The sequence below is a fragment of the Paracoccus kondratievae genome (assembly GCF_009301415.1).
GTDB lineage: Bacteria > Pseudomonadota > Alphaproteobacteria > Rhodobacterales > Rhodobacteraceae > Paracoccus > Paracoccus kondratievae.
The window spans coordinates 2,222,847-2,236,865 of the sequence record NZ_CP045072.1; the positions used below are offsets into that span (position 1 = coordinate 2,222,847).

Annotated in this window: 13 protein-coding genes; 10 read left to right on the forward strand and 3 right to left on the reverse strand. The window is 62.7% G+C overall.

From position 1 onward, the window contains the following. Window positions 1–60 precede the first annotated feature (60 nt). From F8A10_RS11075 to F8A10_RS11105, 7 genes are all read left to right on the forward strand, one after another. Complete coding sequence (locus F8A10_RS11075) at window positions 61–1,305, forward strand: MFS transporter (RefSeq protein WP_085501986.1); 1,245 nt, start codon at window positions 61–63, stop codon at window positions 1,303–1,305. Between the two features lie 96 nt (window positions 1,306–1,401). Beyond that, window positions 1,402–2,178, forward strand: a complete 777-nt coding sequence (locus F8A10_RS11080) for a 5'-nucleotidase, lipoprotein e(P4) family (protein WP_152367302.1) — start codon at window positions 1,402–1,404, stop codon at window positions 2,176–2,178. Between the two features lie 69 nt (window positions 2,179–2,247). Then, the gene (locus F8A10_RS11085; protein ID WP_010391979.1) at window positions 2,248–3,441 is read left to right on the forward strand and encodes an MFS transporter; all 1,194 of its coding nucleotides are present in this window, start codon (window positions 2,248–2,250) and stop codon (window positions 3,439–3,441) included. Then, a complete protein-coding gene (locus F8A10_RS11090) occupies window positions 3,434–4,480 on the forward strand; it encodes a glycosyltransferase family 4 protein (RefSeq protein WP_010391981.1) in 1,047 nt (348 codons plus the stop codon). Before F8A10_RS11085 ends, F8A10_RS11090 begins: the two co-directional genes overlap by 8 nt. Beyond that, window positions 4,477–5,091 (forward strand): glycosyltransferase family 29 protein, encoded by a 615-nt coding sequence (locus tag F8A10_RS11095; protein WP_152367303.1) that lies wholly within the window; start codon window positions 4,477–4,479, stop codon window positions 5,089–5,091. Before F8A10_RS11090 ends, F8A10_RS11095 begins: the two co-directional genes overlap by 4 nt. Before the next feature lie 101 nt (window positions 5,092–5,192). Beyond that, complete coding sequence (locus F8A10_RS11100) at window positions 5,193–6,215, forward strand: aspartate-semialdehyde dehydrogenase (RefSeq protein ID WP_152367304.1); 1,023 nt, start codon at window positions 5,193–5,195, stop codon at window positions 6,213–6,215. 106 nt (window positions 6,216–6,321) lie between these two features. Further along, the gene (locus F8A10_RS11105) at window positions 6,322–7,950 is read left to right on the forward strand and encodes a DUF4139 domain-containing protein (RefSeq protein WP_152367305.1); all 1,629 of its coding nucleotides are present in this window, start codon (window positions 6,322–6,324) and stop codon (window positions 7,948–7,950) included. Between the two features lie 579 nt (window positions 7,951–8,529). Here the strand turns inward: F8A10_RS11105 and F8A10_RS11110 are convergent. From F8A10_RS11110 to F8A10_RS11120, 3 genes are all read right to left on the reverse strand, one after another. Then, entirely contained in the window at window positions 8,530–9,177 is a 648-nt protein-coding gene (locus tag F8A10_RS11110) for a 5'-methylthioadenosine/S-adenosylhomocysteine nucleosidase (RefSeq protein ID WP_085502411.1), read from the reverse strand. 93 nt (window positions 9,178–9,270) lie between these two features. Beyond that, complete coding sequence (locus tag F8A10_RS11115) at window positions 9,271–10,869, reverse strand: PAS-domain containing protein (RefSeq protein WP_010391992.1); 1,599 nt, start codon at window positions 10,867–10,869, stop codon at window positions 9,271–9,273. Window positions 10,870–10,947: 78 nt separating this feature from the next. Next, entirely contained in the window at window positions 10,948–12,291 is a 1,344-nt protein-coding gene (locus F8A10_RS11120; RefSeq protein WP_193668127.1) for an ActS/PrrB/RegB family redox-sensitive histidine kinase, read from the reverse strand. A 92-nt stretch (window positions 12,292–12,383) separates the two neighbouring features. On the opposite strand from F8A10_RS11120, the gene F8A10_RS11125 reads away from it, so the two are divergent. The 3 genes from F8A10_RS11125 (at window position 12,384) to F8A10_RS11135 (ending at window position 14,012) form a co-directional block, all read left to right on the forward strand. Then, on the forward strand, window positions 12,384–13,043 hold the full coding sequence (locus F8A10_RS11125) for an SCO family protein (protein WP_152367306.1): 660 nt from the start codon (window positions 12,384–12,386) through the stop codon (window positions 13,041–13,043). 30 nt (window positions 13,044–13,073) lie between these two features. Next, window positions 13,074–13,622, forward strand: a complete 549-nt coding sequence (locus F8A10_RS11130; RefSeq protein WP_010391997.1) for an ActR/PrrA/RegA family redox response regulator transcription factor — start codon at window positions 13,074–13,076, stop codon at window positions 13,620–13,622. Window positions 13,623–13,703: 81 nt separating this feature from the next. Beyond that, window positions 13,704–14,012 carry an H-NS histone family protein gene (locus F8A10_RS11135; protein ID WP_029371213.1) on the forward strand — a complete coding sequence of 103 codons (309 nt, stop codon included), beginning with the start codon at window positions 13,704–13,706 and terminating at the stop codon, window positions 14,010–14,012. Window positions 14,013–14,019: the final 7 nt, after the last annotated feature.

Below are 14,019 nucleotides of genomic sequence, written 5' to 3' on the forward strand. Positions count from 1 at the left end.
CGCCATTGACGCGGCCGCCATCGAGGCGCAGGAATTGCGGGCTGCGAGAGGGAGATCTTCATGAACAGGACACTGCGCGCCCCGCTGTTCAATGCGGTGCTGATCGGCGGATCGTTTATCCTGCTGATCAACTTTGCCTTGCGTGCCAGCTTTGGCGTGTTCCAGATCCCCGTCGCGCAGGAATTCGGCTGGCCGCGCGCCGAGTTCAGCCTGGCCATCGCCATCCAGAACCTGGCCTGGGGGATCGGTCAGCCGATCTTTGGCGCGCTGGCCGAACGCTGGGGCGACCGCTGGTCGGTGATCATCGGCGCATTCCTGTACTCTGCCGGGTTGATCCTGACTGCCTATGCGACCGACCCACTGACCGTGCAGCTGTTAGAGGTCATGGTCGGCTTTGGCATCGCCGGCACCGGCTTTGGCGTGATCCTTGCCGTGATCGGGCGGGCCGCCAGCGACGAAAACCGCAGCCTGGCGCTGGGGATCGCCACTGCCGCCGGCTCGGCCGGGCAGGTTTTTGGCGCGCCGCTCGCCGAGATGCTGCTGATGCATTACCCGTGGCAAAGCGTGTTCATCATCTTTGGGGTGATCGTGCTGGCCTGTCTGTTTTTCCTGCCCATGCTGAGCAGTGGCAAGCCCGCCAGCCGCAGCGAGCTTGAGGAAAGCATGGGTTCGGTGCTGAAACGCGCCTTTACCGACCCGTCTTATCTGATGATCTTTGCCGGCTTCTTTTCCTGCGGCTATCAGTTGGCCTTTATCACCGCGCATTTCCCCGCCATGGTGACCGAGATGTGCGGACCGATCAGCCCCCTTGGAACATTGGCAAGCATCGGGATCACCACCACTTCGACACTTGGTGCGGCAGCTATCTCGTTGATCGGGCTTGCAAATATCGCCGGATCAATCTTTGCGGGCTGGTTGGGCAAGCGCTATACCAAGAAATACCTGCTGGCCGGAATCTATACGCTGCGCACCATTGCCGCCGCTGCCTTTATCCTGCTGCCGATCACGCCGACCAGCGTCATCATCTTTTCGCTGGTCATGGGCGGGCTGTGGCTTGCGACCGTACCGCTGACCTCGGGGCTGGTCGCCTATATCTACGGGCTGCGCTACATGGGCACGCTTTACGGCTTTGTCTTTCTTAGCCACCAGCTTGGTTCGTTCCTTGGCGTGTGGCTGGGCGGCAAGATGTACGACATCTACGGCGATTATACGATCGTCTGGTGGGTAGGGGTCGGCGTCGGAGCCTTCAGCGCGCTGATCCACCTGCCCGTGCGCGAGGCCCCCTCACGGTTGGCCACTACCTGAACCAGGCGGTTTTTTGTTTGACTGGTCAATCAATGAAATCTAGCTTTTGCGGTCAGGCGCAGACAGAAGCGCCACCGCGAAACAGGGAGAGTTTTCATGTCCATTGACCGCCTTGCCCGCCGTCTGGCGGCAGGCCTGACCGCAACGGCGCTGCTTGTTCCGGCTGCTTTGGCGCAGGACGCCGGGGAAATGCCGCAATGCCAGGTGCGCGAATTTGCCATGGGTCTGCGTTATCAGCAGCAATCGGCCGAGGTGCAGGCGCTGCAATTGCAGGCTTTTGCGCTGGCGACCGAACGGCTGGATGCCGCCGTTGCCAAGGCCGAAGACCCGTCAAAGCTGGCTGTTGTCACTGACCTCGATGAAACCGTGATCGACAACAGCGCGCTGCTGGTCCGTGACATGCAGGAATGCCACCAATACGACACCTGGGACACCTGGGGTTTCTGGGAACGTGAGGGCAAACCCACCCTGATCCCCGGCGCCAAAGAGTTTCTGGATCATGCCGACAAGGCAGGGGTAGCGATCTACTACATCTCGGACCGTTTCGGCGAGAACAAACCCTCGACCATCGCCACGCTGAACGAACTTGGGCTGCCGCAGGTTTCGGACGATCAGGTGCTGCTGTACGGCACCACCAAGGTCGAGCGGCGCGGCGTCGTGTCAAAGGATCATCAGATCATCCTGCTGCTCGGCGATACGCTGCACGACTTTGACGGCGTATTTCATAAGGCCGACACCGCCACCAAACGGCAGAAGGTAGAAGAAAACCGCGCCCATTTCGGCACCGACTGGATCGTGCTGCCAAACGCCACCTATGGCGAATGGAGCGAGGCACCTTTGACCGGCTGGGACGCCGTGCTCAAGACCGAATAACCGCCGAAAGGACCATTGCCTCTGGCCGGGGGATCGGCAAGTCTCGGCCCGTCTGGCCGGAGGGGGTTCATGCGTGCATTGATGTCGGCGGGGATCATCAGCCTGATCCTGGCCTATACACTTAGCCAGTTTTACCGCGCTTTCCTGGCGGTTCTGGCGCCGGTGCTACGCACCGAACTGGGGGCCGACCCCGAAGATCTGGCGATCTCATCTGGCATGTGGTTCCTGACTTTTGCCCTGATGCAGATCCCCATCGGCACGGCACTGGACCGGGTCGGGCCGCGCCGGACCGTAGCAGCTTTGCTGGCGCTTGGGGGCGCGGGCGGGGCAGCGGTCTTTGCGCTGGCGCAGGCGCCCTGGCATCTGCACGTCGCACTGGCCCTGATGGGGGTTGGCTGCGCGCCGGCACTGATGGGCAGCTATTACATCTTTGCGCGCACTTATCCGGCGGCAGTCTTTGGCACGCTGGCCGGGGCGACGGTGGGCTTTGGCTCGATGGGCAATATTCTGGGCACGGCCCCGTTGCTTTGGGCGATCGAGGCCATCGGCTGGCGCGAAACGCTGGCCCTGCTTGCGCTTGCCACACTTGCGGTGGCGGTGGCGATCCTTGCGCTGACCCGCGACCCCGAGCGGCTGCCCCCGACCGAGCGGCCCGGCTCTTTGGCCGAAATCCTGCGACTGCGGCCGCTGTGGTTCATCCTGCCGCTGTTTTCAGTGAACTATGCCGCCTCGGCCGCGATCCGCGGGCTATGGGCGGGCCCCTATATGGCCGAGGTGCACGACGCATCGGACCAGCTTATCGGCCAGGCAACGCTGGCGATGGGTGTTGCCATGGTGGTCGGCAACTTTCTTGTCGGGCCGGCACTGCGGCTTGTCGGCTCGATCCGGCGTCTGGCGCTGATCTCGAACGGCGGCGGGGTGGCGGTCATGGCGGCGCTATGGCTCTTTCCCGCCGAAAGCGTCCCGCTGTCGGTCACGCTGCTGGCGCTCGTCGGGCTGTCGGGGGTCAGTTACAGCGTCCTCATGGCGCATGGCCGCGCCTTTTTACCACAACATCTGGTAGGGCGGGGCGTCACCTTCCTCAACATGTTCTCGATCGGAGGAACCGGACTTTTGCAATTCTCCTCGCGCCCGGTTTATCGCTGGGCCTCGGCGGGCGGGGATGCGGCGCATGCTTACTCGACCCTGTTCCTGTTTTTCCTGATTCCGCTTACGGTGGGGTTCCTTTTGTATTTCCTGACGCCCGAGACACCTGATGCCTGAAATTCCCGCCGACCGGATCAATGTGGTTGCCCCGAACCTGAAACGCCGCCTGTCGGGCGTGACGGCCACCGTGGTGCGGCTGATCCCGGTACAGGCACGCATGATCGGCATCGTCGCCACCGGCCCCGGTCTGCCACCCGATCTGCCACATATTCCACTGACCCGCGCCGCGCTGCTGCCCCGGGACCGCTGGCGGGTCTGGCACGCGCGGCGCAACACGGAAATGGCGCTGGGGCTGATCCTGCGGCATATGCTGCGGCGGCGTTACCGGCTGCTGTTCACCTCGGCCGCGCAACGCCGCCATACCGGCTTTACCCGCTGGCTGATCCGTCGTCAGGACGCGCTGATCGCCACCTCGCCGCAGGCTGCGAGCTATCTTGAACGTCCCGCCACGGTGATCCTGCACGGCGTGGACCTGTCGGTCTTTCATCCCGCCCCCGATCGCGCGGCGCTGCGGGCCGAGCTGGGCTTTGCACCTGATGACATCGTGATCGGTTGTTTTGGCCGCGTCCGTGCGCAAAAGGGCATTGATCTGCTGGTCGAGGCGGCGCTGCGACTGTTCCCCTCGCGACCGCGTGCGCGGCTGATCATGAGCGGACGTATCACCGCCGACAATCAGGCCTTTGCGGACGGGCTGAAGGCGAAAATCGAGGCCGCCGGCCTTTCAGACCGTATCCGCTTTCTCGGCGAAGTCCCGTGGGAGCAGGTGGTGCGCAACTACCAGGCCATCGACCTGTTCACCGCCCCGGCCCGATGGGAAGGTTTTGGCCTGACCCCGCTTGAAGCCGCGGCCTGCGGCGTGCCGACCGTCGCCACCCGGGTCGGTGCCTATGAAACGCTGATCCGCGACGGAGAAACGGGCAGCCTTGTCGACCGCGAGGACCTTGATGCGCTGACCACAGCACTGGCGCACTGGCTGGACGACGATGCGGGCAGGCAGGCGGCGGGGCAGGCGGCGCGCGAGCATGTCCAGACCAATCACGCCATCGAGGGCGAGGCCCGCGCCATCACAGAGGTCTATCGCAGGCTGTTGTCGTGAACCGCCTGGGCTTTCTGATCGCCCGGACCTTGCGCAATGAGACGGCGCTGCAAAGCCTCTCGGTACCGCAAAGCGACCTGCTTGCGGCGCTAAAGGACAAACATGTCGCACTGGTCGGTAATGCGCGCGCATTGGCCCAGACCGGACACGGCAAGCGTATCGACAACGCCGACCTGGTTATCCGCATCAACCGCGCCCCGATGCCCGCCGCCGCAAGCCACGGCACCCGCACCGACTGGCTGGCGCTGGCGACACGGCTGCCCGATGCGGACCGTGACCGTATCGCGCCCGCGCGCATCCTGTGGATGTCGCCCAAGCGCAAGCGGCTGGACTGGCAAACCGCGACCAGCCCCGGCTTTTACCTGCATCCACTGGGCGATTATCAGGCACTAAGAGACCAGCTTGGCGCACCGCCCACCACCGGAGCAATGATGATCGCGCTGATCACCTGGTCGCAAATGGCGCGGCTAGAGCTTTTCGGCTTTGATTTCTTTGCCTCTCTGTCGCTGTCGGGCCGGCGAACCGCCGAGCAGGTTCCCCATGATTTTTCACAGGAATCTGCCTGGGTTCAGGAGCTGATCTCGTCAGATCGCCGAATTATTCGTCATTAGGACAGAATTTTGCCATTATATCAGTCTTTTTGACGAAATCTTGCTTTCCCTTTCCCGGGAAACACCCTATATCGCGTCGTCCTTTGTCATAGGAGACCCCAATGGGCTACAAGGTCGTTGTCGCCGGCGCCACGGGGAACGTGGGCCGTGAAATGCTGAACATCCTGGCCGAGCGCCAGTTCCCTGCCGATGAGGTTGTTGCTCTGGCTTCGCGCCGGAGCATTGGCACTGAGGTCAGCTATGGCGACAAGACCCTGAAGTGCAAGGACATCGAAGGGTTCGACTTTACCGGCCATGACATCGCGCTTTTTGCCATCGGCTCCGACGCGACCAAGACCTATGCGCCGATCGCCGCCTCGCAAGGCTGCGTGGTGATCGACAACTCGTCGCTGTATCGCTACGACCCCGAGATCCCGCTGGTCGTTCCCGAGGTGAACCCCGACGCGGTCGAGAACTATCGCAACAAGATGATCATCGCGAACCCCAACTGCTCGACCGCGCAGATGGTGGTGGCGCTGAAGCCGCTGCATGACCGCGCCCGTATCAAGCGCGTCGTCGTCTCGACCTATCAGTCGGTGTCGGGCGCCGGGAAAGAGGGTATGGACGAGCTGTGGAACCAGACCAAGGGCGTCTATGTCCCCGGTCAGGAAGTCGAGCCCAAGAAGTTCCAAAAGCAGATCGCCTTCAACGTGATCCCGCAAATCGACGTTTTCATGGATAGCGGCGACACCAAGGAAGAATGGAAAATGGTGGTCGAGACCAAAAAGATCATCGATCCGGCGATCAAGGTCACGGCAACCTGTGTGCGCGTGCCGGTCTTTGTCGGCCATTCGGAATCGGTGAACATCGAATTCGAAGAGTTCCTCGACGAAGACGAGGCCCGCGACATCCTGCGCGAGGCTCCGGGCCTGCTGGTCATCGACAAGCGCGAGCCGGGCGGCTACGCGACCCCGGTGGAATGCGTCGGCGATTTCGCCACCTTCGTCAGCCGCATCCGTCAGGACGTGACGGTTGAAAACGGCTTGAACATGTGGATCGTCAGCGACAACCTGCGCAAGGGTGCGGCGCTGAACGCGGTCCAGATCGCCGAGCTTCTGGGCAATCGCTGCCTCAGGAAGGGCTGATCGGATACGAAGATGTGACGGCGCTCCCGCAGATTTCGTGGGGGCGCCCTCTTGCATTTCCCACGGCGCTTGCAGACCCTGACCGGATTCACGACGAGGGAAATTGATGCGCCATCTGTTGCTTTCCACCGCCATTCTTGCCGCCGGCCCGGCCTTTGCCGACCGGATCGAGGCCACTGCCCGCGTCACTGACGTCACCGTCTATCCGTGGGGTGCAAGCGTTACGCGCGAAGCCAGCCTTGATCTGCCCGACGGAGCGCATGAACTGGTCATCCCCGGCATTCCCGAAGGGATCGATCCCGCCAGCCTGCGCGTCACCGCCAAAGGCGCGGTGATTGGCGCGACCGGCTTTCAGCAGGAACGCGCGCTGCCCGAAACTCCGGCGAAATCCCCCGCACTGCGCGAGGCAAAGCAAGAGGTCCGCCGCCTCAAATCCGCACTCGCCGAACGCGACGCCAGCGTGGCCGGAATCAAGGCCCGTGCCGAAGCCGCAGAAGACACCATCGAATTCCTGATGAAGCTTGCCGAATCCGACACCGTCGGTGCCACGGACATCACCACCCTGGCAAATACGGTTGGCGAGCAACTTTTGCAGGCCCGGCAAACCGCGATTCGCGCCGAGCTGGAGGCCGAGACCGCCGAGGCCGGGCGCGAGGATCTGGAAGAAGAGCTGGCCCGCGCCGAGGCCCGGCTTGAGGCTTTGCGCGGTACGGATTCCGGTCGCGGCGCGCTGGTCATCGCAGTGCAGGGGCAGGGCCAGCCCGCCCGTATCCGCATCACAAGCCTGACTGACGAGGCAAGCTGGTCGCCGGTCTATGACCTTTGGCTGCAGCGCAAGGAAAAGACGCTGCGGCTGGATCGCGGGCTGGTCGTCCGGCAGGAAACCGGCGAGGATTGGCTGGGCGCGCATCTGCTGCTTTCCACCGCGCGGCCTATGGATCAATCGGCACCGAGCGAGCTTTACCCTTCGTTCCCCCGCCTCGAAGGTCAGGACAGAAAGCTCTACAGCCGTTCAGGTGAACCGATGGCAGAAATGGCCATGGATGCGACTGCAGAGGCCGCCCCCCTCGCCCGAGGTAGGATCGCCGGCACCGCGCTGATGGGGATGCTGGGCGAAACAGTGGTCTATGACTACCCGGCGCCGGTAACGCTGCGCGATGGGGCCGACGCGCTGCGCCTGCCGCTCGATTCCCACGATCTGACGCCCAGGATCCTTGCCGAAGCCGTCCCGCGGCGCGACAGCACCGCCTATCTGGTCGCCGACACGGTTAACTCGACCGGCGCCATCATCCTGCCGGGACAGGCGACCTTCTATGCCGACGGCGCCATGGTCGGACGCAGCGCACTTGAGCTGACCGCCGCCGGCGACGATATGAAACTGGGCTTCGGTCCGCTGACCGGCATCAAGCTGGAACGGCGCATTCCCGACGAGGTCGAGGGCAATCGCGGGCTGATCTCAAAATCCTCTGAGCGGCGCGAAACCGCGATCTTGCAGATCCGCAACCTGACCGCCGAGGCATGGCCGCTGCGGGTGATCGATCAGGTTCCAGTTTCGACCCAGGAGGCTTTGCGCATCGACTGGTCCGCCAAGCCCGAACCGGATGAGACCGACCCTGATGGCAAGCGCGGGCTTTTGGTCTGGAACGGCGAGATCAAGGCAGGTGAGACACAGCAGATCACCCTGACCACCGCGCTACGCTGGCCCGAAGGGCAGGCGCTGGTCGGCGGCGAGTGACGCGCCCGTCCCGCGATCAATACCGGGGCGAAATCGCCCCGGCCGGCTGATCGGGTTTTGCTGCCTTAGCCGAGTGTAGTTGCTATGCAGAAACTTACCAATGGCGCCCGGGGCCGGAAATCAGATGGTCGGTGACCGCTCTTGAACAGGCATAAGGCCAGTCCAGGGCAATGGCTTCCTCACTAGTTTCAACGGTACAGCCTTTTTCTGCAAACGCAGGACAAATTCCCGAAGGGGGGTCAGAATCAGCATGCCAGGAACGGGAAACCGGCATCCGCAGCCAGAGCATGCGGATCAAGATCGCCCCCGGTTTTGGGGTTCTGACAGGTCAAAACCTTTCCGGTTAGGCGGATACCCGGCTGGCGCTACTGGCCCAGGTGGTATGCCGGAGCATGCCTGGCTGGCGCAGCCTTTTCCCCGCAAACCCCTCCGCGAGGGAGGTCATGGACCGCAAGCGCCCACCTTTGCCTTTTATTGCCGGACCAGGGTTGTGTGACCCACCGCCTCAGCTAAAGGATGCCAAGATTGGCAGCATCATATCGGGCACGTCTTTGATGATCACATTGCCCGATGCTGCGGTCAGCCGCATTCCAGCAGCAGGTCCCCCCTTTCCAGTGCCTCGCTAAGGCGGTCCACCGCTTCAGCCAGCCGCTCATCGACCAGATGCAGATACTGTGTCCAGTCCGACAGGTGCGACAGCTCTTCGGCCCCGTCCGAAATGCCGCGCAGCCCAATCAGCGGGATGTTGAAACGCTGACAGGCGCGCAGCACAGCATAGGTTTCCATATCGACCATATCCGCATGGATATCGTCATAGGCAGCACCGCTGACAACGCTTGCCCCGGTCGCAAGGCTCGCCTCGGCAATGCCCGGGATGCGCAGCGCCAGATCGATGCGCCCCGGCAGACCCAGCAGCGGCGTTTCGCCCCGTGGGAAGCCCAGTGCCGAGGCATCCATGTCGCGATATTCCAGCGATGAAACCTGATATATGCCAAGCTGCTCAAGCCGCCGCGATCCGGCTGAGCCGAGCGAGACCACCAGTTCGGGCAACTCACCCTGCAGTGACAGCTGCGTCAGGGCCGCTGTCAGCGCCACTGCCGCCTCGACCGGGCCAACACCCGTCATCAACGGCCTGATCCGCGCCCGCAGATGCGGACCGTATTCGCTATCGACCGCCATGACGAAAAGCACACGCCGCCCGGCGACAAGATCGGGGCTGGTCGTCATGACCGCCCGGATTGACGAGACATCCACCCTGTCATCAATCGCTCCCTGAATATTTCGGACAAGGAAGCGCGGACCGGCCGAAAGGGCAAGATATCACCCGGTCACCATACGCCGTTCCTTGGCCTTTTCCGCAGGCTTAAGGTTGGTCGCAGCCCCGTGGATAGTTTCGTGCCCCAAAGGCAGGCTGGGCATCGACGCAGCAAAGCAAAGCAGCAACCGCCCGCCCGACAGGCCGCGCAACTCCCAGGACAGCAGCCCGCCAGCAGGGCCTGCCATAGCCCCGTGCAGAGGCTCGTCAAGCAGGGCAGAATCCAGCGCCTCGCGCAGGGTGGCAAGGCCGGGGCTGGCACCGCAGGCAGCCGACCAGACCGCGACATGATCCGTCAGGGTGGTCGGAATCGCCTTGCCCCAAAGTTCGGCATAGCGGCGGTTCGACAGCAGCAGCGCACCATTGCCGGAAAACACCGCCATCGCATCCTCAATCGCGTCCAAGACCTCGGCCCCAAGCGACAGGTCAGCCCGGAACTTGCGGGTCAGCGAGATTTCCGAGGTGATATCCTCAAACAGGAAGGCCACCGCGCCGTCGGGATGCGGGCGCCCGGTAACGCGATAGGTCTGACCACCGGGCAGAGACCACATTTCGACATGGTGGCCGGTAGATGCGGCAGCCTCAAGGCTGTTCATCTGATTGCGCCAGCTGCGGTAATCCTTGGGCTCAGGCACCATCCGCGCCTCGCGCAGGCGGTCCAGAAAGGCGTAAAGCGTCGGACGCGCGGTCAGAAAGCCGGTGGCAAGCCCGGTCAGATCGATCAATGCCGGGTTGAAAAGTTGCAGATTGCGATCACGGTCAAAGATAGCAAGCCCTATGGGCAGATCTGCAAAGGTCTTGGTCAGCGTCTGGACGAATTCGCGCAAAGAGCGCTCGGCGCGCACCGCAGCATCCGCAGGCAGGGCGATGGCCACAGTCTGATCAGACATTTCATGCAGATAACAATCATACCAGCGGCTTTGCCCACCCGCATCAACCTGCACCCGTCGCGCCGAACCCGGGCTGCTGGTACTGGCCTGCGCTGGCCGTGCGGACAGATCAATGAGCTGCGGCAGCGGCCAGGCCACATGTCCCTGCGCGTCAACCAGCCCCAGATAGGCCGAGTTCGCCCATGTTACCTGTCCCTGCCGGTCCTCGCGCCAGGCAAGCATCGGCGAATGATCCATAGTGCTGCGCAGGGTCTCAAGCTCTTGCTCCATCGCACGGAGTGTCAGGGAGTCGACCAGAATTCCTGCGTTTTCCGCCGCAAGATCGGCAAGCGTCAGACGCATGAACCCCTCTCCCAGATCCTCGATCAGCAGGCGCAAGGGACTTTCGCTCTCATGTTCACACAGTTCATGGCGCGCGGCACTGCCCAGATCTGGTAAACGCGCCGCAAACTCTGGCAGGCGCATACCAAGCCATGCGGTCAGGCGCTGCCAGTCGCCCTCACCCGGCAAAGTTGCAAGCAACGCCCGGGCCGGTGGTGTCGCATCGACCAGTGCGGTACCGCAGAACAGGAAAACAATAGGCTCGATTTCCCGTTCCAGCTGGCCTGCGCGCCGGGCCTTTTCGCCTTGCCGGTCCAGCAGCCGGATCAACGCCAGTGCCAGCAGCACCGCCAGCGCCGCCGCCAGGAAGGCGATAAGGAAATGCACGACCATGGCAAAGCATCCCTGAGCAAGACCAACGCTTACAGCCTGAAGCGGATACTTTAAAAAGTGGTTAACGCTATTTGAAAATTATGAGCGAATTTCAGGATTTGGCCCCAAAGCCGCCCGATTTTCAGCCTCGATCATCTCGCGCGGCCAGGTCACCACGACTTGGGCACCGCCTTGGGGGGCGTTGGCAAAGTTCAGCCACGCACCAGAGCGTTCCAACAGCGCCTTGGCAATAAAGAGGCCCAACCCCATCCCCTCGTAGCTGCGCCCGTCCTCGGCCCGGGGGCGGGTGGTCAGAAACGGGCTGCCAATGCGCGGCAGCAGCCCCGAGGGGAAGCCGGGACCGTCATCGACGATCCGCACCCAGATATTGCGACGGTCGGCCCCGGTCTCAATCGTCACCCGGCCCGAGGCGAAATCGACAGCATTCTGGATCAGGTTGCGCAGGCCGTGGATCACCGCGGCGTCGCGCTGGACAATCAGCCGCTCGGGCGCGGGCAGGATCGAGATCTCGGCCCCGCGATCCTGGTGGGGCGAGGCTGCCTCGGCCAGAACCTCGGTCAGGGGTGCTGACCGAATCAGCAGGTCATCGCGCCCCGCACCGCCCATCGAGTTCAGAATGTCCCGGCAACGATCCGCGGACTGGCGGACCAGAGCGACGTCCTCGGCCAGATCCTCACGATCAGGCAGGGCGTCGGCAAGCTCGTCGGCAAGCTCGGCGCTGACCAGCTTGATGGTGGCCAGGGGCGTTCCCAGCTCATGCGCGGCTGCGGCGACGACACCGCCCAGATGTTGCAGCTTTTGTTCCCGCTCCAGTGCCAGACGGGCAGCGAACAGCGCGTCCGAGGTGGCATTGACCTCACCCGCAACCAGACGGGCATAGGCCGAGAAAAACACCGCGCCGATGACAATGGCGAACCAGTGCCCGACCAGAAGTGGCTCGCGCAGCGCCACCAGCCCCTGCGGTCCAAAGGTCAGCGGCTGGGCAAAAATCGCAGCCAGAGTGACCATAAGGAAAGTGGCAATCCCCAGCGCCAGCAGGTGCCGAGGCGGCAGAGCCGTTGCAGCAATCGTCACCGGGGCCAGCAACAGCAGGGCAAACGGGTTCGCAAGCCCCCCGGTCAGTGCAAGCAAGGTCGCAACCTGCGCCAGATCAAAGCCCAGCTGCCAGGCGGCCTCGCGCGCCGGGATGCGTCGGCCCGGACGCGCCATCAGCATCACGTTCAGCGCCACGGCCAGCCCGATCACCAAGAGAACCCCAAGCAGGGGAAAGCCCGCGCCGATCACCAGCGCGGCGCCAACGGCGGCAAGCTGTCCGGCAATGGCCACCCAGCGCAGCAGGATCAGCGTACGCAGGCGGATCGGTTCGGGCGCGGGCTGTCCGGGGAACAGGTCGATGCGGCGAGAGACAAGGCCGAGGGGCACGTCGGGTCTTTCTGCTTGAGACAGGGTTTCGCATTGATAGCCACGGCAGAATGGGCGATCAATGCGCCGCACAGCCGCAAAGGTGCGTCACGATGACGAGCAAAGACCGCAGAATCCTGATCTTTGGCAGCCTGATTGCGGGAATTTTGCTTGTCGCCGGCGCGTTCTGGCTTTCTCCGGGTCGGGCTGATCCCTTTGCCGTTTGCCGTAAAGGCACGGTCTCTGGTGATTTTGGCGGGTTGGGCGGGTCATTTGAACTGACCGATCAAAACGGGCAGCGTGTCAGCGACGGGCAGGTGCTGGCAGAACCCGCACTGCTTTATTTCGGCTATACTTATTGCCCCGATGTCTGCCCGCTAGACAATGCGCGCAATGCCGAGGCGGTTTCGATCCTTGATCAACAGGGCATCGCGGTCAGGCCGGTCTTTATCTCTGTCGATCCCGGGCGCGACACGCCCGAGGTGCTGAAAGGCTTCGCCCAGGCCATGCATCCACGGATGATCGGGCTGACCGGGACCCCCGATGAAATCGCAAAGGTCGCAAAATCCTGGCGCAGCTATTACATGGTGAATGATCAGGACGATCCGGAAAACTATCTCGTGGACCATACCACCAGCACTTACCTGATCATTCCCGCCGCCGGGACGGTCGAAATCTTTGGCCGCGACATTCCGGCGCAAGAGGTTGCAGACCGCTCTGCCTGTTTCGTTACCGTAGCGGCAGAGTTTGACCGATCCGGAAAAACCCCCTAATCAACACACAGCGTTCAAAGGCGAGCAAATATGGCAGAGGATTACGCAATCGGACCCGACCCCAGTCTGCTTCTGGTCGATGACGACGAGATCTTTCTGAACCGTCTGGCGCGCGCCATGGAAAAACGTGGCTTTAACGTCATTCGCGCCGCCTCGGTCGCCGAGGCCCGCGCCGCAGTCGCTGAACGCGCCCCGGCCTATGCGGTGGTCGATCTGCGGCTGGAAGATGGCTACGGGCTGGATGTCGTCGATGCCCTGCGCGAGGCCCGCGAAGACGCCCGCATCGTCGTTCTGACCGGCTACGGCGCGATCGCCACAGCCGTGGCGGCGGTCAAAATGGGCGCGACCGATTACCTGTCAAAACCTGCTGATGCCGATGATGTGACCCGCGCGCTGCTGTCGCGGAATGAGACGCTGCCGCCCCCGCCCGAAACCCCCATGTCTGCTGATCGGGTGCGCTGGGAGCATATTCAGCGCGTTTACGAACAATGTGATCGTAATGTCAGCGAGACGGCAAGGCGGCTGCATATGCATCGCCGGACCCTACAAAGAATTTTGGCAAAGCGCAGCCCACGTTAATAGCAGAGGCCTGAAAAAGATTGCATTCCAATGCAGAATGCAAATATTGAGGCACACAAACTGCAGAATAAGGATAAACGTATGAGCATCGATCTGGACGCCCTGTCCTTACGCGAGCTTCGGGACCTGCGGAATAAGCTTGATCGCGCTATTTCGACTTTTGAAGACCGTCGCAAGCGTGAAGCTTTGGCCGCAGCCGAGAGTGCTGCCCGGGAATTTGGCTTTAACCTGGCCGAGTTGACCGTTGCCAAGCAAGCACGCGGCAAAGTCGCACCCAAATACGCGAACCCCGAGGATCCGTCCCAGACCTGGACCGGCCGCGGACGCAAGCCCCGCTGGGTACAAGAAGCTCTGGACGCAGGTAAAAATCTGAAAGATATGGAAATCTAGGCCGTTA